The organism is Telluria sp. LT2P80, assembly GCF_059685955.1.
This window is the reverse complement of record NZ_JCASIO010000001.1, coordinates 529,640-552,276: the sequence shown is the minus strand read 5'-3', so window position 1 is coordinate 552,276 and position 22,637 is coordinate 529,640. Positions and strand designations below refer to the sequence as shown.

General features: G+C 65.2%; 14 protein-coding genes. 11 read left to right on the top strand and 3 right to left on the bottom strand.

Annotated elements, in window-relative coordinates; all coding sequences use genetic code 11:
* Positions 1 to 123: 123 nt before the first annotated feature.
* The 8 genes from AC56LW_RS02475 to AC56LW_RS02440 all read left to right on the top strand — a co-directional run bounded on the left by AC56LW_RS02475 (position 124) and on the right by AC56LW_RS02440 (position 16,649).
* Positions 124 to 3,330: a TonB-dependent receptor gene (locus AC56LW_RS02475; protein WP_499631307.1), complete on the top strand. Its 3,207-nt coding sequence runs from the start codon at positions 124 to 126 to the stop codon at positions 3,328 to 3,330.
* A 146-nt stretch (positions 3,331 to 3,476) separates the two neighbouring features.
* Positions 3,477 to 6,176, top strand: coding sequence for a beta-mannosidase (locus AC56LW_RS02470; protein WP_499631304.1), 2,700 nt, complete (start codon positions 3,477 to 3,479; stop codon positions 6,174 to 6,176).
* Positions 6,173 to 9,490, top strand: coding sequence for a GH92 family glycosyl hydrolase (locus AC56LW_RS02465; RefSeq protein WP_499631301.1), 3,318 nt, complete (start codon positions 6,173 to 6,175; stop codon positions 9,488 to 9,490). Before AC56LW_RS02470 ends, AC56LW_RS02465 begins: the two co-directional genes overlap by 4 nt.
* Positions 9,491 to 9,724: 234 nt before the next feature.
* Complete coding sequence (locus tag AC56LW_RS02460; protein ID WP_499632869.1) at positions 9,725 to 10,756, top strand: LacI family DNA-binding transcriptional regulator; 1,032 nt, start codon at positions 9,725 to 9,727, stop codon at positions 10,754 to 10,756.
* 22 nt (positions 10,757 to 10,778) lie between these two features.
* A complete protein-coding gene (locus tag AC56LW_RS02455) occupies positions 10,779 to 11,996 on the top strand; it encodes an AGE family epimerase/isomerase (protein ID WP_499631298.1) in 1,218 nt (405 codons plus the stop codon).
* Complete coding sequence (locus AC56LW_RS02450) at positions 11,989 to 12,912, top strand: carbohydrate kinase family protein (RefSeq protein ID WP_499631295.1); 924 nt, start codon at positions 11,989 to 11,991, stop codon at positions 12,910 to 12,912. The genes AC56LW_RS02455 and AC56LW_RS02450 overlap by 8 nt, the downstream gene beginning before the upstream one ends.
* Positions 12,912 to 15,335 (top strand): GH92 family glycosyl hydrolase, encoded by a 2,424-nt coding sequence (locus tag AC56LW_RS02445; protein WP_499632866.1) that lies wholly within the window; start codon positions 12,912 to 12,914, stop codon positions 15,333 to 15,335. The genes AC56LW_RS02450 and AC56LW_RS02445 overlap by 1 nt, the downstream gene beginning before the upstream one ends.
* Before the next feature lie 36 nt (positions 15,336 to 15,371).
* Positions 15,372 to 16,649, top strand: a complete 1,278-nt coding sequence (locus AC56LW_RS02440) for a sugar MFS transporter (protein WP_499631293.1) — start codon at positions 15,372 to 15,374, stop codon at positions 16,647 to 16,649.
* Positions 16,650 to 16,652: 3 nt separating this feature from the next.
* Here the strand turns inward: AC56LW_RS02440 and AC56LW_RS02435 are convergent, their stop codons facing one another.
* Entirely contained in the window at positions 16,653 to 17,318 is a 666-nt protein-coding gene (locus AC56LW_RS02435; protein ID WP_499631290.1) for a response regulator, read from the bottom strand.
* Positions 17,315 to 18,838 carry an ATP-binding protein gene (locus AC56LW_RS02430; RefSeq protein ID WP_499631287.1) on the bottom strand — a complete coding sequence of 508 codons (1,524 nt, stop codon included), beginning with the start codon at positions 18,836 to 18,838 and terminating at the stop codon, positions 17,315 to 17,317. The genes AC56LW_RS02435 and AC56LW_RS02430 overlap by 4 nt, the downstream gene beginning before the upstream one ends.
* A gap of 200 nt (positions 18,839 to 19,038) precedes the next feature.
* Here AC56LW_RS02430 and AC56LW_RS02425 point away from each other — a divergent pair, with 200 nt between their 5' ends.
* Positions 19,039 to 19,320, top strand: a complete 282-nt coding sequence (locus AC56LW_RS02425) for a DUF427 domain-containing protein (protein ID WP_332533587.1) — start codon at positions 19,039 to 19,041, stop codon at positions 19,318 to 19,320.
* A gap of 66 nt (positions 19,321 to 19,386) precedes the next feature.
* Here AC56LW_RS02425 and AC56LW_RS02420 read toward each other — a convergent pair whose 3' ends face one another.
* Positions 19,387 to 20,283 (bottom strand): LysR family transcriptional regulator, encoded by an 897-nt coding sequence (locus tag AC56LW_RS02420; RefSeq protein ID WP_499631284.1) that lies wholly within the window; start codon positions 20,281 to 20,283, stop codon positions 19,387 to 19,389.
* 183 nt (positions 20,284 to 20,466) lie between these two features.
* Between AC56LW_RS02420 and AC56LW_RS02415 the strand changes: the two genes are divergently transcribed.
* Together AC56LW_RS02415 and AC56LW_RS02410 are read left to right on the top strand one after the other, a co-directional pair.
* Positions 20,467 to 21,420 (top strand): aromatic alcohol reductase, encoded by a 954-nt coding sequence (locus AC56LW_RS02415; protein ID WP_499632863.1) that lies wholly within the window; start codon positions 20,467 to 20,469, stop codon positions 21,418 to 21,420.
* Positions 21,421 to 21,885: 465 nt separating this feature from the next.
* The gene (locus AC56LW_RS02410; protein WP_499631281.1) at positions 21,886 to 22,554 is read left to right on the top strand and encodes a PEP-CTERM sorting domain-containing protein; all 669 of its coding nucleotides are present in this window, start codon (positions 21,886 to 21,888) and stop codon (positions 22,552 to 22,554) included.
* The last annotated feature ends 83 nt before the right edge of the window (positions 22,555 to 22,637 follow it).

The following is a 22,637-nucleotide window of genomic DNA, read 5'->3' as shown; positions in this document are numbered from 1 at the left end:
TCGCGCTGGCGATGACATCGGGACGCTTCACGTTGCGGTGCGCAAAGGCTGCCGGTTGACGGCCGCCCGGACCAGCTGCCGCCATAAAAGATAGCCCATACAGGGCACGACCAGGAGACACACATGCATTCACACACCCACCGCGCTTCACGGCAGCGCTGCAGCGTCACGCCCATCGCCATGGCCGTCAGCCTCGCGCTGCTGTCGCTGTCGACCGTGCACGCCCAGACCATGCCGGCCGACCAGCCGGCCCAGCCGCCGGCCGCCCAGCCAGGCCCAGTGCAGGCGGCCCCGGCCGCAACTGCAGTTGCAACTGCTGCCACCGAGGCGCCGTCCGCCGACCAGCCTGCCGCTGCAGGCCCGTCGACGGTGGTGGTGACGGGCTTCCGCTACTCCATCGAGAAAAGTCTCGACCAGAAGCGCGAGGCCAATTCCATCGTCGAGGTGGTGACCGCCGAAGACGTGGGCAAATTCCCGGACAAGAACGTGGCCGATGCCTTGCAGCGCGTGCCGGGCGTGGTCGTCACCCGCAGTGGCGGCGAAGGCAAGAATGTCAGCGTGCGTGGCCTGTCGTCCGACCTGACCCTGACGCAACTGAACGGCAACTACGTCGCCACCGCCGAATCGAATGGCGATCCGTCGCGCTCGTTCAACTACATGCTGATGCCGTCGAACATGCTGGCCAGCGCCGAGCTGTACAAGACGTCCGAAGCGCGCTTCGACGAAGGCGGCATCGGCGGCACGGTGATCCTGCGCACGCGCCGGCCGCTCGACGTCAAGTCGGGTTCGGGCTTCGTCAATGCCGAAGGCACCTGGGCCGATACCACCAAGAAGACCGACCCGCAATTCTCCGGCCAGTACGCGTGGCACGACGAGAGCAACCGCTTCGGCGTCCTGGTCGGCTACACACAGCAAAAGCGCACCACGCGCACGATGGGCGCGAGCACCGAAAACTGGCAATGGTATGCCGACGACTACAAGGCGCAGCCGCCGGTGGGCGCCGATGGCCAGCCATCCAAACTCAATTCGTTCTGGTGGGGCCAGTCGGGCTTTTATGACCAGTCGGGCAAGTACTACACCAAGTTCGCGATGCCGACCGCCGTCGCGCTGGACGTGCGCACCACCGAGCGCGAGCGCAAGGGCGGGCAGGTCACGCTGCAGTTCAAGCCGCTGCGTAACCTGAACATGACGGCCAATTATTTCCGCTTCGACTTGCAGCAGAATTCGCAGCTGAACCAGCTGAAGGTTCCGGAGTGGAATATCGCGCGCTTCGACGGCGACGGCAACTGGCCGGGCGGACGCCTGCTCGACGGCCTCACGTTCGACCCGAGCGGCACCGTTGTCACGGGCGCGCAGTACAGCGTGCGTCCGGGCAAGGCGTACTACTGCAACAGCGCGCAGGCTGGCGCCGCCGGCCTGACCAACACCGGCGGATTCGGTCCAGACGATTGCACGATCCCGACCCCGCAGATCACCGGCGGCTACAGCCGCGAGAAAGCGCTGTCGCAGACGGCTGACTTCGAAGTCGAATGGAAGGGCGAGTCCGTCGACGCCACCTTCAAGGCCGGCCGCACCTGGGCCAAGGGCGGCCCGGAACTGCAATTCGGCATGCCGATCAAGCCGCGCCGGCAGAATGCCGACGGCAGCTGGTCGCTCGGCAACACGGCCACGTCGTGGGACGTCAGCGGCAAGCCGACGATGACGTTTGCACCGGAACTGATGCAGAACCTGCGCAACGGCATCGGTGAGATCGACCTGGGCTCGACCTCGTCGTCCTGGACCCGCAACAGCACCGAACAGAACTACGCGCAGGCCGACCTGACCTGGCATGCCGACAGCAACTGGCTCGACTCGGTCCAGTTCGGCGCCAAGTACCGCGACGGCGGCACCAGCCGCAGCACCGGCAATAACTACTGGGTCTGCAAGGGCGCCAATCCAGGCGACTACGACAGCCGCTACCAGAACGGCTGCGATTCGTCGGCCAACCAGTTCCGTCCTGAGTTCCTGTACGACGAATCGCTGGGCAACCTGACGGGCGGCCTGAAAGCCAGCGCTTTCCCCGGCATCAACTATCCGGCGTATATCTCGTACCTGAACCAGACGTATGGCGAGATGCAGACCCGCAACGAAGAAAACTTCATCTACAACGTGGATGAAAAGATCACGTCGATGTACTTGCAGGGTAATTTCAAGACCGACCGCCTGCGCGGCAATCTGGGTGTGCGCGTCGTGCGTACCCGCCAGCATGCCGATTCGACCGATAAGGTCGACTACTACAACGACTACTTCTTCGACGGTCCCGACGGCACGCCGGCGCCATGCCTGGCCGGTGGTTTGCCAGCCGCCGGTGCACCTGCCGGCTCGGGTTGCACGAGTGGCTTCACGGTCGTACCGGACAGCGAAACCAATCCGGCCACGGGCCACGTGTCGACCTATGTCGTCAGCGCGCTCGACCGCACCTACACCGATGTGCTGCCAAGCCTGAACGTCGCGTACGACCTGACGGACACGCTGCTGCTGCGCGGCGCTGCCTCGAAGGTCGTGGCACGCCCGAGCTACAACGATATCGGTGCACCGGGCGCCCTGAGCAACTACAGCCAGGAATACGTCAACGATCGCCGCCTGATCGGCGGGGGCGACCGCCAGGGCTGGTTCGGCTCGGGCAGCAACAAGGATCTCGAGCCATACCAGGCCACGCAGTATGACCTGGGCCTGGAGTGGTACTTCCACCGTGGCTCGGTGCTCGGCGCCGGCATCTTCCGCAAGAACGTCAAGAACTTCGCGGTACCGGTCGTGCGTGACGTCAACCTGAACATCGGTGGCGAGTCGATCGCGGTGCAGAACTACTCGACCAGTGCCGGCGGGCGCGACGCGGTGTCGAAAGGCATCGAGTTGTACGGCCAGCACACGTTCGACAACGGCATCGGCTTCCAGGTCAACTACACGTACAACAAGACCAACCAGGCCGCGATCACGCTGGCCGACGGCACCGAGATCGGCACCTCGCCACTGGTGGGCAGTGCCAAGAACCAGGCCAACGTAACGGTGTTCTACTCGACCGACCGGCTCATGCTGCGCGCGTCTTACAACCGCCGCGGCCTGGTGGTCAACGGCCTGATGAACGGCTTGAACGTGTATGAAGCGCCGTACAGCCAGGTCGACCTGAACGCGTCGTACAACTTCACGCCGGAGCTGAGCCTGACCGCGTCGGTCCTGAACGCCACCGAGGAAGAGTCGCGCTCGTACCTGGGCAACGACACCAAGTCGCGCTTCTACAGCAACAACTACGCTGGTCGTGTGGCGTATATGGGCCTGAACTACAAGTTCTGAGTCTGCAGCAACCATCGCCCGTAGGGTGGACGGCTACGCCGTCCACGCGTTCAACTATGACTGATTTTGTGGCGAACCCGGGGTTCGTTGAACGCGTGGACGGAAACCCGTCCACCCTACCAGTGTCTCTTTTCCAGGATCACGCCATGAACGACCGGATCACCACGATCTCGACGGCCGGCGGCGGCTGGCGCGCGCTGTGCGCCGGCCTGCTTCTTTTCTTTTGCGCATGCCTTGCCCTGGCCAACCCATCCGACAAGCTCGTCATCGACGGCGGCTGGCGCTTCCACCTGTTGCCGGGCGACGCGCGCGAAGCGGCGCATCCCGACCTCATGCCATGGCGCGCGGCCACGGTGCCGGGCACCGTGCACACCGACCTGCTGGCCCACGGCCTGATCCCCGATCCGTATGTCGGCGCGCCCGAAGCGGGCCTTCAGTGGATCGGCCTGGCCGACTGGGAATACCGCACCGCCTTCGACGTGCCGCGCGCCGTGCTGCAACGCGCGCGCAGCGAGCTGGTGTTCGCCGGGCTCGACACGTTCGCCGAAGTCTGGCTCAACGGCGTCAAGCTGCTCGACGCGAACAATGCGTTTCGCACCTGGCGCGTGCCGGTGGCGGGCCGGCTGCGCGAGCACGGCAACATCCTGCGCATCGTGTTCCGTTCGCCGATCAACACGATGCTGCCGCAGGTCGCCGCGATGCCGCACAAGATCGCCGGCAACTACGCGTCGCCTTACGGCGATGAACCCAAGGATGTGCTGAGCGCGAACTTCGTGCGCAAACCCGGCTATCACTATGGCTGGGACTGGGGCCCGCGCTACGTCACCGCGGGCATCGGCAAACCCGTCGTGCTGCACAGCTGGGATGTCGTGCGCATCGACGACCTGCAACTGCGCCAGGACCGCGTCGACGCCGCGCGCGCCGATGTCGCCGCCATCGCTTCGCTCGACGTGGTGCACGCCGGGCGCTTCACGCTGCGGCTGTGGCAGACGGCGCCGGGCGGCCAGCGCACGCTTGCCGCAACGCGGCGCGTCGATCTGCGCGCCGGCGCCAACCGCATTGACATGCCGGTGCGGATCGACGACCCGCAGCGCTGGTTCCCGAATGGCTATGGAAAACAGCCGCTGTACCGCTACCAGCTTGAGGTCAGCGATGGCAACAACACGCTTGCGACGCACGCTGCCCGCACGGGCCTGCGCAGCGTCGAACTGCGGCGCGACCATGACGCCGCCGGCCAGGGCTTCTATTTCGTCATCAATGGCATTCCCGTGTTCGCCAAGGGCGCCAACACGATCCCGTTCGACATGTTCCAGCCGCGCGTGCGCCGCGAGGGGTTGCGGCGCGTGCTGCAGTCGGCCGCCGACGCCAACATGAACATGCTGCGCAGCTGGGGCGGCGGCTATTACGAGGACGAAGATTTCTATGATCTGGCCGATGAACTGGGCCTGATGGTCTGGCAGGATTTCATGTTCGGCGGCGGGATGCAGCCGGCGTACGATCCGGCGTTTCGCGCGAACGTCGTCCACGAGGCGCGCGACCAGGTGCGGCGCCTGCGCAACCGTCCGAGCGTCGTGCTCTGGTGCGGTAACAACGAGCAGGAGATCGCCTGGAAAAACTGGGGTCACCGCAAGACGCTCGAGCGCGCCGATCCGGTGTTTGCCAGCCAGGTCTGGGACGGGTATGTCGCGCTGTTCGGTGTCGACCTGCGCCGCGTGGTGGCAGAAGAAGCCGGCGGCATCGGCTACTGGTCGAGCTCGCCCGGCAACGATTTGCAGGAAACCGCCAACACCCCAGGCAGTGGCGACATGCACTACTGGGAAGTGTGGGGCAATCCGGCGCATCCGGTCTCGAACTACCTCGACATCACGCCGCGCTTCATGTCCGAGTACGGGCTGCAGGCCTGGCCCGTGCAGCGCACGATCGACGCGTTCGCCACGCGCGCCGAACAGGGCGTGGCCACGCCCGTCATCGAAGCGCATCAGAAATTCATGGCCGGCAAGGGCAATGAGCGCCTGATGAAGTACGTGCAGGAGCAGTTCGGCGAGCCGGTCGATTTCCCGGCGTTTGCCTATCTGAGCCAGGTGATGCAGGCCGACGGCATCGAGCTGGCCGCGCTGCACCATCGCCGCAGCCGCCCGCATACGATGGGTTCCCTGTACTGGCAGCTCAACGATGTGTGGCCGGGCGCGTCGTGGTCGAGCATCGACTGGTTCGGCCGGCCAAAGGCGCTGCAGTTTCATGCGCGCCGCTTCTTTGCGCCGGTCGCCGTCGCGGCATTGCGCGATGCCCGCGGCGCTACGCGCGTCAGCCTGCTCAACGACCGCACGCATGCCGTGCAGGGGACGCTCCGCACGCGCGTGATGTCGCTCGATGGAACCGTGCTGCGTGAAACAAGCCAGACCATTGATATCGCGCCGCTGTCGGCGCGCGACGTGGGCGCGTATGCTGACGCCGACCTGCTGGCCGGCGCCGATCCCGCATCGACCGTTGCCGTGTTCACGCTGCAGGTGGAGGGCGAGCCGGCATCGACCGGCGTCGTCTACTTCGTGCCGGCGAAGGACGTCGCCTGGCGCGATCCCGGCCTGCATACGACCGTGCGCCGGGACGGTGACGGCTACCGCATCGTGATCACGGCAGCGACACTGGCACGCGGCGTCTGGCTCGATGCCGGCGACGTCGATGCGCAGTTCCACGACAATGCCCTGACCGTGCTGCCGGGTGAACCCGTCACCGTGCACGTAACGTCCACCGCCAGCGACAGCGTGCTGCGCGCCGCCCTCCATGCCCGTTCGCTGCGTGATGCCATGCGCGCGACCAACCCAACTTCCTGGAAGATCACCCCATGAACAAGACCCATACCATCGGCGCCGCCGTGGCCATGCTGCTGGCCAGCATGGCCAATGCCGCCGAACTCCGCACTGCAAACGGTTTTGCCACGTCGTTCGAAGCGAACGAACCCGTTCCTGCCACCGGCATAGGCGAAGGCATCCGGGTCACGCCGGGTAGTGGCCCCGACAAGCCGTATGCGGCCAAGGCGAAGACCGGCTACACCGGTTTGCGCGCGCTGCAATATCGCGCGGACGGCAAGGGCGGGCGCCTGTCGCTGTTCGCGGTCGATCTGGCAATCAAGGCCGACACGGTCCTGTCATGGAACGTGCTGCCCGAGATCGTCGACGGCGACATCGCCACCTCGACCGGTGTGGCGCTGGATCTGGTGCTGGACGACGGCCGCCGCATCTCGAGCCTGGACCTGCGCGACAACCACGGCGTGCGCATCGACGCGGCGGCGCAGGCCAGGTCGAACACGCTGTATCCGCAGCAGTGGGCGCACAAGTCGGTGCGCCTGGGCAGCCTGGCGGGGCGACGCATCAAGTCAATTGAGCTGGCGCTGCAGCCTACTACCGCCGCCGGCGCCAGCGGCTGGCTCGATGATATCGTCATCGGCGAGCAGGTCCAGGGCGGCATCAAGCGATTGACCGACCACGTGCTGACGACGCGCGGCACGCAAGCCAACGGCACCTTCTCGCGCGGGAACAATATCCCGGCCACGGCGATGCCGCACGGTTTCAACTTCTGGACGCCGGCCACCGACGCCAGCACCCTGAGCTGGCTGTATCGCTGGAACGAGCAGAACGACGAGAACAACCGGCCGCGCCTGCAGGCGCTGTCGCTGAGCCACCAGCCAAGCCCCTGGATGGGCGACCGCCAGACCTTCCAGATCATGCCGTCGAACGCGACCGGCCAGCCCGATCCCGACCGCAAGCGCCGCGCACTGTCGTTCTCGCACGAGAACGAAGTCGCGCGTGCGCACACGTACCGCGTGGACTTCGACAACGGCATCCGCGCCGAGATCGCACCGAGCGAGCGGGCGGCGATCTTCCGCTTCCGCTTCCCGCAAGGGGGCGACGCCAACCTGCTGTTCGATAACGTCGATGCACGCGGCGGCCTGCGCCTGGACGCGGCCACGCAGACGCTGCGCGGCTACACCGACACGCGCAGCGGCCTGTCGAACGGCGCGACACGCATGTTCGTGTTCGCCCGCTTCGACCAGCGCTGGCAGGCCAGCGGCCCACTGGAGACGGGCCGCCCGACCGGCTACATCAAGTTCAACGCCGACGGCGGCGAAGTGCGCATGCGCATCGCGACCTCGCTGATCTCGGTCGAGCAGGCGCAGAAAAACCTCGCGCTGGAAATCGGCGACGCCGGTTTCGACACCGTTCGCGAGCGCGCGCAGGCGGCGTGGGACAAGGAACTGGGCCGGGTGAAGGTCGACGGCGCCAGCGACGACCAGCTGACGACGGTCTACTCGAACCTGTACCGCCTGTTCCTGTACCCGAACGTCGGCCACGAAAACGTCGGCAGCGCGCAGCAGCCCGACTGGCGCCACGCCGACCAGAGCGGCTGGTCGCAGGCCAAGACCGGGGGCGACGATGACAAGACCTCGGCGCCGGTCGTCGCTGGCAAGGTGTATGTCAACAACGGCTTCTGGGACACCTTCCGCACCACCTGGCCGGCGTACGCGCTGCTGGCGCCGACCCGCGCCGGCGAGATGGTCGACGGCTTCCTGCAGCAGTACCGCGATGGCGGCTGGGTGGCGCGCTGGTCGTCGCCCGGCTACGCTGACCTGATGGTCGGCACCAGTTCCGATGTCGCTTTCGCCGATGCCTGGCTCAAGGGCGTACGCGGCTTCGATGCGCACCAGGCCTACGAGGCGGCGCTGAAGAACGCGACCGTCGTGCCGCCCGTGTCGAACGTCGGGCGCAAGGGCTTGGGCAAGTCGATGTATCGCGGCTATGCCGATGCGTCGGTCCATGAAGGCATGTCGTGGACGCTCGAAGGTGCACTGAACGACTTCGGCCTGGCGCAGATGGCCACCGCGCTGGCCAGTGGGGAGGGCGACACGTCGCGCGGTCGCCGCTACCGCGAGGAAGCCGCCTACTTCGGCGCGCGCGCCACCGACTACGTCCACCTGTATGACCCGGCCACGGGGTTCTTCCGCGGCCGCGACGGCAAGGGCGCATGGCGTGAACCGGCCAAGGCGTTCGACCCGCGCCGCTGGGGTGGCGACTACACGGAAGCCAATGCCTGGAACTTCGCGTTCACCGTGCCACACGACGCCGAAGGCCTGGCCAGCCTGATGGGCGGGCGCGCGGCGCTGGGCAAGCGTCTCGACACCTTCTTCGCCACGCCCGAAACGGCGCAGGCAGCGTTCTCGGGAAGCTACCGCCAGGTGATCCACGAAATGACCGAAGCGCGCGACGTGCGCATGGGGATGTACGCCCACAGCAACCAGCCGTCGCACCACATCCCATGGATGTACGCGGCGGCCGGCCAGCCTGCGAAGACGCAGAAGATCACGCGCGACATCCTGGCGCGCCTGTACCTGGGCAGCGAGATCGGGCAGGGCTATGCGGGCGACGAAGACAATGGCGAGATGTCGGCCTGGTACACGTTTGCGATGATGGGCCTGTATCCGCTGCGGATGGGATCTCCCGAATACGTGATCGGCTCGCCGGCGTTCGCGCGCACCGACGTGCGTCTGGAAAACGGCCGCACGCTGTCCGTGATCGCGCATAACAACAGCCCGGAGAACGTCTACGTGCAGTCGCTCACCGTCAATGGCAAGCCATGGACCAAGCCATGGATCCGCCACGACGACATCGCCGGCGGCGCGACGCTGGAATTCACGATGGGCAGCACGCCATCGACCTGGGGCACTGGCGCCGGTGCCTTGCCGGCGTCGCTGACGCCAGCCGGCAAACGGCCTGCAGGCCTGGTCGACCGCAGCAAGGGCGCCACGTTGACCCTAGACAGCAAGCGTGCCCCGGCACCGCTGACCGACGACGACGCGGCAACGGCCGTTGAGGTGCCGGCAGCGGCGAACCTCGGTATCACGCTGGCAAAGAGCGCGCGCATCAGCCACTACACGCTCACCGGCGGCAAGGCGCCGCTGGGCAAGGTGTCGTGGACGCTGGAAGGGCGCGACGCCAAGGGTGGCTGGGTCGCACTCGACACGCGCGAGAACGAAGTCTTTGCCTGGGAACGTCAGCTGCGCCCATTCGGTATTGCCAAGCCAGGCGTGTACAAGGCGTACCGCTTGCGGTTTGCACAAGAAGGGGCGTTCGAGCTGGCCGAAGTGGAGCTGCTCGAGGCACGGTAAACACACTGCACTCTGGGGCGCTGCTTGTTTACTAAAACGCGCTAAAACACGGGCAGTTCAGTCTGCCTGCGTTGACGCCTCGGAGGAGCGGCTGTTATAAAACACACTGGAACGACGCTCACCGGATGCTTTTTCGGACGACGCAAAAAACGCCCATAGAGGCGTTTATTAAACCAACGATTGGAGACCGATCATGTCCATGATCACGATGCCCGGCATGCCGGCGATGCGGCCGTGAGCCAGGTCACGCTGCGCCACATCGCCAGCGCCACCGGGCTGTCCATTGGCACCGTCTCGCGCGCGCTGAAGAACCAGGGCGGCATGACGGAGGCCACGCGCACGGCCGTGCGCGATGCGGCGCTGCGGCTGGGTTACGACTTTTCGCTGCTCAAGAAAGGCCGGATCCGCCGCATCGCGTTCCTGCTGCACAGCCAGCACAACACCCTCACGTCCAGCCCCTTCTTCACGCCCGTGCTGCACGGGGCCGAAGAAGCGTGCCGGCGCGAGGGGATCGCGCTGTCGCTGATCGTCGTCGGACCGGCCGAGCCGGTGCTCGAACAGATCCGCCTGCACCAGCCCGACGCGATCCTGTGCGCCGGCTTTTTTGAGCCGGAAATCCTCACCGCCCTGCAGCAGACCGGCAAGCCGATGGTGCTGGTCGACATGCACCGGCGCGGTTTCACGTCGATCAATCCGGACAATATCAGCGGCGGCTACCTCGCCACGCAGCACCTGCTGCGCGTCGGGCGCAAGCGCATCGCGATGCTGTCGGGGTCCCTGGCTCACTACAGTATCGGGCAGCGCAACCGCGGCTTTCGCCAGGCGCTGTTCGACGCGAAGATGCATGCCGATCCGAACCTCGAAGTGAGCGTGCCGACGATGGGCGAGGGCGACGACGGCGTCATCGAGGCGATGCGCAGCCTGCTGGCGCTGCCGAAGCGGCCCGACGCACTGTTCTGCTACAACGACAGCACGGCGCTGGTCGCGATGAAGTACTGCCTGGGCGAGGGACTCAAGATTCCCTACGACCTCGCCATCGTCGGCTTCGACGACATCGCCGCGGCGGCTGCCGCCATCCCGCCACTGAGCACTGTGCGCGTGGACAAGGAAGCGCTGGGTCGCACCGGCGTCGATGCGCTGCTCGCCAAACCAGAGATTCAACACACTAACCCGCAACAGCCCGGCCTCCAGCAGAGCGACGTGGACGCCACCCAGATAACCCTGCCAGTCGAGATGATCGTGCGCGAGAGCAGCTACGACGACTAGCGAACAACCACCATCCCCCACCATGACCACGTTCCCGAACTTTCGCAGCCCGGACCAGCTGCTCGACCACGCACGCCACACGATGCGCTTCTACCACCCGCGCGCGATCGATCCCGCCGGCGGCATGTTCCATTACTTCAAGGATGACGGCGCCGTCTACGACCCGCGCCACCGCCACCTGGTGAGCAGCACGCGCTTCGTGTTCACCTACGCGATGGCGTACCGCCAGTTCGGCGATCCGGCTTACCTGGACGGCCTGCAGCACGCAGTGCGCTTCCTGCGCGACGCGCACCGCGCACCCGACGGCAGCGGCTACGCCTGGATGCTTGACGGACGCGACGTTGAAGATGGCACCCAGCATGCCTACGGCCAGGCCTTCGTGCTGCTCGCGTATTCGCACGCGACGATGGCGGGGCTGGAAGAGACCCGCGCCTGGATCGGCGAGACGTTCGACCTGATGGAAGCGCGCTTCTGGAACGCGGCCGATGGCCTCTACGCCGACGAGGCGAGCCATGACTGGAGCACGCTGTCGACGTACCGCGGCCAGAACGCGAACATGCACGCGGTCGAAGCACTGCTGGCGGCCCATCAAGCCACGGGCGAAGCACGCTACCTCGAGCGCGCCTATCTGGTGGCCAGCAACATCACGCAGCGCCAGGCTGCGCGCTGCGGTGGCCTAGTCTGGGAACACTACGACGAACAGTGGCAGCCGGACTGGAAGTTCAACATCGACGACCCGGAAAACCTGTTCCGCCCGTGGGGCTACCAGCCGGGCCACTTCACCGAATGGGCCAAGCTGCTGGTGCAGCTCGAAGCACGCGCCCCGGGCGTTCTGACGGATGACCTGAGCTGGCTGCTGCCGACCGCCGAGCGCCTGTTCAAGGTGGCGGTGGAGAAGGGCTGGGACAACGAGTTCGGCGGCGTGGCCTATTCGCTCGCGCCTGACCTGACCGTCTGCGACAGCCACAAGTACTTCTGGGTGCAGGCCGAAAGCGCCGCCGCAGCGGCGCTCCTGGCCACGCGCACCGGCAACGACGCCTACTGGACCTGGTACGAACGGCTCTGGCAGTACAGCTGGAGCCACTTCGTCGACCACGAGCACGGCGCCTGGTACCGCATCCTGGACCGCGAGAACCGCAAGCTCAGTGACGAGAAAAGCCCGGCGGGCAAGGTCGATTACCACACGATGGGCGCCGTCTACGACATCGTCGCCGCGATGAAAGGACGCCACCATGGTTGATGCGCCGTTCATGCTGTGCGCTGGCGAAGCGCTGACCGACATGATCCACCAGGGCGACGAGCGCTGGGTCAGCCGCGTGGGCGGGTCCACCTGGAACGTGGCGCGCGCGCTGGCGGTGCTGGGCGAGCCGACGGCGTTTGCCGGCGCGATCAGCCGCGACCGTTTTGGCGACGCGCTGTGGGCCGCCAGCGAAACGGCCGGCCTTGATATGCGCCTGCTGCAGCGCGTGGACCGCGCGCCGCTGCTGGCCGTGGTTGAAGGCGGCGAGCCGCCGCGCTACTTCTTCATCGGCGACGACAGCGCCGACCTGCATTTCGATCCGGCGGCGCTGCCGGCCGGCGCCTTCGACGGCCTGCGCTGGGCCCACTTCGGCGGCATCAGCCTGGCGCGTGAACCGCTGGCCGCCACGCTGGTGGCGCTGGCGCGCACGCTGAAGGAGCGCGGCGTGTCGATCAGTTTTGATCCGAACTACCGCAACCTGATGGATGCACGCTACACGCCGACGCTCGAAGCGATGGCATCCCTGGCCGACTTGATCAAGGTATCGGACGACGACCTGCGCGGCCTGTTCCCCGGCCTGGGGCTGGACGATGCACTGGCGCGCCTGCGGGCATTCAACCCCGCAGCCTATTGCCTCCTCACGCGCGGCGGTCAGGGCGCGAGCCTGTTCCATGGCGACGAGCGCTGCCACGCGCTGGCGCCGAAAGTGGCGGTCGTGGATACCGTGGGCGCGGGCGACGCCAGCGCCGCTGGCCTGTTGCACAGCCTTGCACGCCATCCGCAGCGCCGCTTGCAGGCGCACCTGCACGCCGCCCTGGCGGCCGGCTCCGCTGCCTGCCTGCAGGCTGGCGCCACCCCACCGCCACCGGCGGCCATGCACCAACTGTTCGAACTGCTCGAAGGAGAAGCATCGTGATGCCGCATTTCCGTACCCGTTTCAGTGTTCCCACGCTGGTGCTGGCCTGCCTGCTGCCACTGGGCGCACAGGTCGCGCTGGCGGCCGACAGCATGCCGGTCAACACGTTCATCGGCACCCAGGATGAAGGCAATACCTTCCCTGGCGCCTCCGCGCCGTTCGGCATGATCCAGGTCAGCCCGATCGCCGACCACTACGCCGGCTACCGCTACAGCGACAAGCGGATCCGTGGTTTCGGCCACTCGTTCCTGTCCGGCGCCGGCTGCTGGGAGCAGGGCGGGCAGCTGTCAGTGCTGCCGGTCACCGGCACCATCGGCCCGGGCGGGGATTTCGACACCGCCAAGAAAGGCACGTTCGACCACAAGCGCTACGCCGCCGACTACACGCATGACGGCGAAGTGGGCCAGGCCGGCTACTACAAGGTCAAGCTGACCAGCTACGGCGGCATCACGGCCGAAGCGACCGCGCTGACCCGCGCCGCCGCCGAACGCTACACCTATGCGCCGGGCACCAAGACCGGCCACGTGCTGCTCAACGTCGCCCAGGCCAACGAGCGCCATGGCGTCATCGGCAGCGAAGTGCAGGTCGTCGGCGAGCGCGCCGTCGAAGGCAAGATCGTCACCCGCAGTTTCTGCGGCGGCGCCAAGTACACGACCTGGTTCCGCATGGAGTTCGACCAGCCGATCGCCGCCAAGGGCGTCTGGGACGATCGTGGCGGCTGGCCTGGCGCCGCCGGCCCGAGCCAGCAGGGCGAGGCCAAGCCGCATGGCGTGTGGCTGACCTTTGACCTGAAAAACGGCCAGGCCGTTACCGCCGTCAGCGCGATCTCGCACGTCGACGCCGAAGGCGCGCGCATCAACCTCGCGGCCGACGGCAAGGCCGGCGACAAAGCCTTGACCTTCGATGCGATGAAAACCAAGGCGCAGGCCACCTGGCAGCGGGAACTCAAGAGCGTGCGCATCAAGGGCGGCAGCAAGGACGACCGCACCGTGTTCTACACGGCGCTGTACCACGCACTGCTGCAGCCGCTGACGGGCAACGACGCCGACGGCCGCTATCGCGGCTACGACGATGCGATCCATACCGCGAAGGACTGGACCTACTACGAATTCTTCTCGCTGTGGGACACCTACCGCGCGCAGAACCAGTTGCTGGCACTGATCCGGCCCGAGCGCGCGCGCGATATCGCGACTTCGGTGCTGGCGATCCGCGACCAGGGCGGCTGGCTGCCACGCTGGGGTTACGCGAACTTCGAGACCAATATCATGACGGGCGATCCGGTCACGCCGTTCCTCGTCGATCTGTGGCGCTTCGGCGCGCTCAAGGGCCGCGAAACGCAGGCCTACACGGCGCTGCGCGAGAATGCATTTGGCGTGCCGGCCCACGGCATCCGTCCGCAAGGCCGCTCGGGCAATCCGAACTACATGAAGCAGGGTTTTGTGCAGTACGACCGCAGTTTTGTGTCGAAAGGGATGGACACCGACCCGCACCACGGCGCTTCGGCGACGCTCGAATACGCGCTGGCCGATGGCGCGCTGGCCGAGATGGCCAAGGCACTCGGCCACGAGGACGATGCCAGTGTGTTGGCGCAGCGTGCGCTGAACTGGAAAACCGTCTGGGACGCGAATGCGGTCGACGAACCGACCGGCCAGCGCGGCTTCCCGCGCCCACGCCTGATCGACGGCAGCTGGTTTGCCGATGTCGGCAGCGGGTTCGATCCGCGCGGCGACCATGGCTTCCATGAAGGCACGGCGTGGCAGTACCAGTGGCTGGCGCCGCAGGACGTACCGGGCCTGGCGGCAGCGATGGGCGGCCAGGCACCTGCGCTGGGGCGCCTCGACCAGTTCTTCGACTACGACGCCGTGCTGGCCGACCCGAACGCCGTGCGCAAGTCGTGGGTGGTGGGGCCGTACAGCTACTACGCCCAGTTCCGCTACAACCCAAACAACGAGCCGGACCTGCACGCACCGTGGATGTACACGCTGATGGGCCAGCCGTGGAAGACGACGACCGTGCTGCGCGCTGCCGAAACGCTGTTCACGAATGGGCCGGGCGGCGTGACGGGCAACGATGACCTGGGCACGATGTCGGCCTGGTACCTGTTCAGCGCACTGGGCATCTATCCGGACATGCCGGGCAGCGGCCGCTTCCTGCTGCACGCGCCGCGCTTTGCCGGCGCCGAGATCGACCTGGGCCAGGGCCGCACGCTGCGCATCGACGCGGCGGGCGCCAAGCCGGGCCAGCGCGGCTTCGTCAAGTCGGTCAATTACGGTGGCCGCGCGGTCGAACGCGTCTGGCTCGACTGGGAGCAACTGCAGTCGGGCGGCGCGCTGAAGTACCAGCTGGCGCCGCAGCCGGATGCGCAGGGCTGGGGCACGCGTGCCCGCGACCTGCCACGTCCACCCGCCGGCATGGCCCGCTAAGCACCCCGACCACAATAACAATCATCAGGAGACAGCATGGCCAATATGGCAACAGGCGCGGCACCAGTCGCGCGGCAGGACGGCCCCCCCGGGACGCAACAAGGCAGTAACACGGGGGCGCTCGTCATCGTCACCATCCTGTTCTTCATGTGGGGCCTGATCACGTCGCTCAACGACGTGCTGATCCCTCACCTGAAGGCGGTGTACACGCTGACGTATGTGCAGGCGATGCTGGTGCAGTTCTGCTTCTTCGGCGCGTATGCGATCGTCTCGCTGCCGGCCGGCGCGCTGATTCGCCGCATCGGTTACCAGAAGGGCGCCGTGACGGGCCTGCTGGTGGCCGCCGGCGGCTGCACGCTGTTCTATCCGGCCGCTTCCGGTGGCTACGGCATGTTCCTGCTGGCGCTGTTCGTGCTGGCCTCGGGCATCACGGTGCTGCAGGTCGCGGCCAATCCCTACGTGGCGGTACTGGGGCCGGCGCGTACGGCGTCGAGCCGCCTGACGCTGACGCAGGCGTTCAATTCGCTGGGTACCACGATCGGGCCAGCCGTGGGCGGGGTGTTGATCCTGTCGGCGGCGGGTGCTGCCGCCGTGGCGGGGACCGATGCGGCTGCGGAAGCGGCCAGCGTGCGCGGGCCGTACCTGATGCTGGCTGGCCTGCTGGTCGTATTGGCCGTGATGTTCCTGGCCGCGAAGCTGCCAACGATCATCGCCGCCGATGACGATGGCGCGCCGGTGGCAGCAGGTGGCTCGGTGCTGGCGCACCGCCACCTGGTGCTGGGGGCGATCGGCATCTTCCTGTACGTGGGCGCCGAAGTGAGCATCGGCAGCTTCCTGATCAACTTCATCGGCGAGCCGCAGATCGCTGGCCTCGCGCATGCCGACGCCGCCCATTACGTCAGCATCTACTGGGGCGGCGCGATGGTGGGGCGCTTCATCGGCTTTGCCGTGATGCGCGTGGTCAGCCCCGGCAAGACGCTGGCGTTCAACTCGGTGGCGGCAATCGTGCTGGTGCTGATCGGCACGTTCGCGCAGGGCGATATCGCGATGTGGGCGATCCTGGCGGTTGGTCTGTGCAACTCGATCATGTTCCCGACGATCTTCAGCATGGCGCTGCACGGCCTGGGCAAGCACACGGGCCAGGGTTCCGGCATCCTGTGCATGGCCATCGTCGGCGGCGCCCTGGTGCCCTTCGCGCAGGGCGCGCTGGCCGATAGCCTGGGCGTGCAGATCTCGTTCCTGCTGCCGGCCGCGTGCTATGGGTTCATCCTGTACTTCGGGGCCCGTTACGCGTCGATGTACGCGCCGAAGTAAGCTTCACGCGTCGTAGCGGTAGCCGAGACCGTAGATCGAGCGGATCGGCTCCAGCCCCGGCGCCGCCCCGTCGATCTTGCGCCGCAGGTTCTTGACGTGGCTGTCGATCGCGCGGTCGGTGGCGTCGAGATTGTCGGCGCGGGCCGCGTCGAGCAGCTGGGCGCGTGACAGCACCTGGCCCGGCCGACGCGCCAGCGCGGCGAGGATCGCGTATTCGCTTGGCGTCAGGTCGAGCGCGCGGCCGTGGACCTTGACGCTGCGCGCGGCCTCGTCCAGCAGCAGGGCCGCCGGCGCGACGTCGGCGCTTCCGGCGCGGCGCAGGATCGCCTTGATGCGCGCCATCAGCTCGCGCGGGCTGAATGGTTTGCACAGGTAATCGTCAGCGCCCAGTTCCAGTCCCAGCAAGCGGTCGATTTCTTCGACCCGCGCCGTCACCATCACGATCGGCACCTCCGAAAACGCGCGCACCGCGCGGCACAGCGCCAGACCATCCAGGCCAGGCAGCATCAGGTCGAGCACGATCAGATCCGGTGGCGCCGTGCGGATCGCGGCCAGGGCCTGCGCGCCGTCGCCATGCACGGTCGGGACATAACCGGCTGCGCGTGCGTAGTCGGCGATCACGGCGGCCAGTTCGGGCTCGTCCTCGACGATCATAATGTTGCTGTTCATGGCGTGTCCTTTTCAAGCAGCGGCAGCGACACGGTCACGCGCAGGCCACCCAGTGGCGAGTGGGCGAACGCCAGCGCGCCGCCTTGCGCGGCAAGCAGGCGCCGGCTCAAGGCCAGACCCAGGCCGGCGCCACCATGCGCGCGGCTGCGCGATGCATCGACGCGGTAGAAGCGCTCGGCCAGCCGCGCCAGCGCGGCATCCGGCACGCCGGGCGCGCTGTCGTCGAGCATCAGGTGCAGCTGGCCGTCGTGCACCTGCGCGCTTAGCCGTACCGCGCCGCCGGGCGCCGTGTAGCGCAGGCTGTTTTCGAACAGGTTGGCCAGCACCTGGCGCAGGCGGTCCGGGTCGCCCAGCACCTGTGATTGTGCTGGCGTCGCGCCGGTCTCGAACGTCAGGCCGGCGGCCTGGAAGCGCGCGCCGAATGCTTGCGCTTCAGCGGTCGCCAGTTGCCACAGGTCGAGCGGCACGCGCTGGCACGCCAGTTCGCCGACGTCGGCGCGTGCCAGCGCATACAGTTCGTCGATCAGCTTCGTCAGCGCATGCACCTGCAGCACCATCGCATCGACGGTGGCGGGTGTGGCCTGGCGCACGCCATCCTGGATCGCTTCGAGCTGCGCGCGCAGCACGGCCAGCGGCGTACGCAGTTCGTGCGACGTGTCGGCCACCCACTGGCGGCGCGCCGCCTCCGCTTGATCCAGTCGCTCGGCCAGCGCATTGAAGTGGCGCGCCAGGTCGCCCAGTTCGTCGCTGCGCTGAACCGGCAGGCGCACGGCGTAGTCGCCTGCGGCCAGTGCGCCGGCGCCGCGTGCGAGGCGGTCGATCGGGCGCCGGAAGTGGCGCGCCAGGCCGATCGCGGCCAGCGCGCTGAGCACCAGGGCCAGCCCGCCGATCAGCCACAGGCTGCGCTGCAACTGGTCGAGAAATGCAAACGCCATCGCGTCGCTGGGCCGCGCGCTGCGCGCGACGCCGAGATAGCCGATCGTGCGGTCATCGACGGTGATGGCGCGCCGGGCCAGTGGCAGGTTGCCCGGCGGGCGGCCGGCGAGATACGCGCCATTCGCATCGAGCAGCGTGATGCGCGTGTGCAGGTCGGCGATCACGCCGGGTGGGGCGGGTGGGGGCGGTGGCAGTGGTGGCATGGGCGGACCCGCTCGCGTGTGCATCGCGGCGGCGGGCGACGCCGGCGCAGCCGGGGCGACGGGGTCCACCGGCGCTACGGGACCGACCGGCCCGACCGGTGGCGCCGGCTTGCCGCGCACGGACTGCAGGCGCGTCAATTCGCCGCCGATCCAGTCGCGCCGGTTGTCACCAGACGGCAGGAACGTCCAGTCGCCATGCTGGCTGTACTGGCGCGCGACGGCGCCGGAGAGTTCATCGAGGCGATCCAGTTCGATCGCCACCGCGTAGTCGCCGAAACTGCCCAGCACATTCTGGCGCAGCAGCAGCACGGCGGCAGCTGCCACCGTCAGCATGGCAAGGAGCACGGAGGCAAAGAGGCGGTGGCCGATGGCGATTTTCACGGGCGGGCAAGAAAGTGGTGACAGTGCATGGTAAGCCATCAGCATCGCGACGCGGAAGGTTGGGTGCGCACGAGGTTTGGCGACTACCTGGCCCAACGCCGTTCCGCGAGCACTCGTCGCACAAACATCCGCATCAACTTTCCCACGCAACCGGTGTAGACTGGTCCGCGCTTCAGATCCGAAACGCTACCGGAGTGCATATGAAAGCAATATGGAATGGTGAAGTGCTGGCGCAGTCGAACGATACGGTCGTCGTCGAAGGGAACCATTATTTTCCCCCCGCCTCGTTAAACCGCCAGTTCTTCAGCGACTCGAGTACAACAACCAACTGTCCCTGGAAGGGCACAGCGAGCTACTACAATATCGAGGTGAACGGCAAGGTCAACAAGGATGCGGCGTGGGTGTATGCCACACCAAAATCCGCCGCGTCAAATATTACTGGCCACATCGCGTTCTGGAAGGGTGTGGATGTGACGCCCTGACGCGATTCATCCGTTGCATCGTGCTGCAAGGTGTCGCAGACTGTTTCGATAGGCAACTGTCGACCCTTAACAGGTGTCGGTAAACAGTTCGGCTGTCCAATCGGCAAACGCACGCATCGCCGGAGAGAGAAAGCGGCGGTGGGGATAAAGTAGTGATACAGGAACAGGTGCTGGCCGCCAGTCGGCCAGCACCTCGACTAACTCTCCGCTCCGCAATTGTTCCGCTACCAGGATCTCCGCCAACTGAATCAGGCCGCGTCCGTCGATTCCAAGCTTGATGTAAAGCCCAGTCTCGTTGACTGCAACCTTGCCAGCGACCGGAACGGCGACGCAATTCCCGTCTTCGACAAAATGCAGCTCACTTCCCCGCCGCGTCGTGCTGGAAAAGTAGTGGACAGCCTGGTGTGCCTGCAGATCCAGCAGCCTCTTGGGAGTCCCCTTTTCTTCCACATAGGACGGCGCCGCGCATGTAACCCAGCGCAACGCCCCCAAACGACGTGAGACCAGCGTCGAATCATTGAGGTTGCCAGTACGGATCACGCAATCGACGCCATCCTGGATCAGGTCCACCTGACGATCATTTATGCCGATCATGAGATAGATATCGGGGTAGCGCTGCTCAAATTGCGCCAAACGCGGCAGGATCAAGGCATGCGCAATGCCCCCCGGCATATCCACCCGCAGCTTCCCTTGTGGGCGCTCGGCAGAGCCGTTCAGGCTCGCTTCCGTGTCGTCAATCAGGTCGAGTATCTCGCGGCAGCGGTGGAAGTATTGCTCACCTTCCGGTGTCAAGCTGAGGGTTCTGGTTGAACGGTTCAACAACCGAATTTGCAAATGTTTTTCGAGCCTTTTAACGATACCGGTGACGGATGATGGCGGTAAGCCGAGCGTCTGCGCCGCACGTACAAAGCTCTTGCCTTCGACGACTCGGACAAATACCTGCATTGCTTGTACGCGGTCCATATATTGGCCTGATAGCTATAAGGAAAACGGCACTATAACCCACCATTGTTCGCATTTTCTGCACAATGAAAACCTCCACGACCACTTTTTCCGCCCCGTTGCTTTCCCTATAGTGCAGGTATCAACGCTAAAGGAGAAATCAACATGTCCAACCAAATCCGCCATTCATCGGTACCGCTAACGATGAATCAAGCAGATCCTGACGCGATGTCTAAAAAGATTCTTGTACTCGGTGCCGGGGAACTCGGGATGCCGGTACTGCGCAGTCTCGCGCAACGCGCGAAGGACGTCGACGGTGTGACCATCAGCGTGTTGCTGCGCGCAAGCGCTGCCGCGTCCAATGTGCCAGACAAGCAGCGTGATGTGGCCGAAATCCGAAACCTTGGGATCGACATCATCATCGGCGATCTTGTGAAAAGTTCGATCGACGAACTGGCTGCGGTGTTTGGCCAATACGACACAGTCATAGGGTGTGCTGGCTATGCCGCGGGTATCGACACGCCAATGAAATTGGCGCGTGCTGCCCTGCAAGCGCAAATTCCCAGGTACTTCCCATGGCAGTTCGGCGTCGATTTTGACGTCATCGGTCGCGGCAGTCCGCAGGACATCTTCGACGCACAGTTGGACGTGCGCGAATTGCTGCGGGGTCAGCACCAGACTGAGTGGGTGATCATCTCGACCGGTATGTTCATGAGCTACCTGTTTGAGCCAGAATTCGGCGTCGTCGATCTTGAAGAACATGCGGTGCACGCTCTTGGCAGCCTCGACACTGCTGTCACGCTGACTACGCCAGATGATATTGGCGTTCTGACTGCCGAGGTCGTTTTCACGCAACCCCGTATCCGCAACGACATCGTTTATTTGGCAGGCGACACCGTGACGTATGGGGAAGTGGCCTACAAGCTGCAAGCGGCGCTAGGCCAACCGTTCAGCCGTTCGGCGTGGAGCGAGGAATACTTGCTAGGCGAGTTGGCCCGCGACCCACATAACATGATGCGCAAGTATCGCGCCGCCTTTGCGCAGGGAAGGGGTGTTGCTTGGGATAAAAGTGGCAGTTTCAATGCCCAGCGCGCTATTCCGGTTACCGACGTGGCATCGTGGATCAATGCAAACTTGATTTCTGGCCGAAGCAATTAGTATTCATTCACAGGGCTTAGGCACCGACCGTCATTGGCGGTGTCAGGTCTGACATCTGGACACATGCTCTACTTACTTGAGAGCATTTCAAATAGACCTCTGGCTCCTCAAGATGCGCTTGAAAATCGATATGCCGGATCATCGCAGAGCTCGTGTCTGAATGTCAGACCTGACCCCGTTATTCGTTGACCCCGTTACTCGTTACTTGCGTTGACTCCATTACTTGCGGTATGACCCAGTTAATTGCGGCAAGCACGGTGCAATGACATACAAGCGCCACTTTTCCTTAGCGCATTGAATCATGCGATGAAACTCCATGAATTTAATTGTCGAATTTTTTTACACTAGGACCACGCAAACCTTGAGGTTTATCAGCATGTGCTTGATTAACAACATAAATTTTCTTCTGGCATTGTAATTGCTAGTTACAAAGCACAACAACTAATCCTCAAAGGGGAATCCTGAATGAAAAAATTGATCCTTGCACTCGCCCTGAGCGCATCCTTCCAGGCACACGCCGGGGTGACGACCTTTACGTTGAACGACATCGGTACGTTCGCTGGATACACCAGCAACGACACGTCGCAAACGTTTGCCGGCAGCGGTTTCGTTGGCATGTACAACACGCAATGGGCGCACCTGTTTGGCCTCGAAATTTCTTCGTACTCGCGTACCTTGGCTCAGGTAAACATCGGCTCGCTGGCAGGCAAGCAGATTAACAGTGCAATGTTGAGCTTCTCCCTACTCGACGGCGACACCAATTCGCAATTGGCAACGGTTACCGGCTTCAATGGCGGCAGCGGAAATCTTGCATTCAACTTCAATGCACCGGGCACCAATTACGGGTCGGTTAACGCAACGGTCAGCGGCGGCGCCAATGCACTCGACATCACCGATTTGCTCACGGCCAGTGTTGCCGCGAACGATGGCTGGCTGGGACTGCATTTCCAGGGCTCTGATCTCTATCAGTGGACCTACACCACTGAGGGATTCGGTAGCAATCGTGCTAATCTTCAGTTGACGGTCGACTTTGCCGACACTACCGATGTACCGGAGCCAGCCAGCCTCGGCATGTTGGCCATCGGCGCCCTGGCCTTGGCAGCTGCACGCCGCAAAACCCGCCACGCCGCCTGATCACAGATAGTTGCCGGTAAATCGCAGCCCCGCTTGTCGGGGCTGTTCTGTTTCAGACTGGCGAAGCAGCGTGCCCCTAGGCT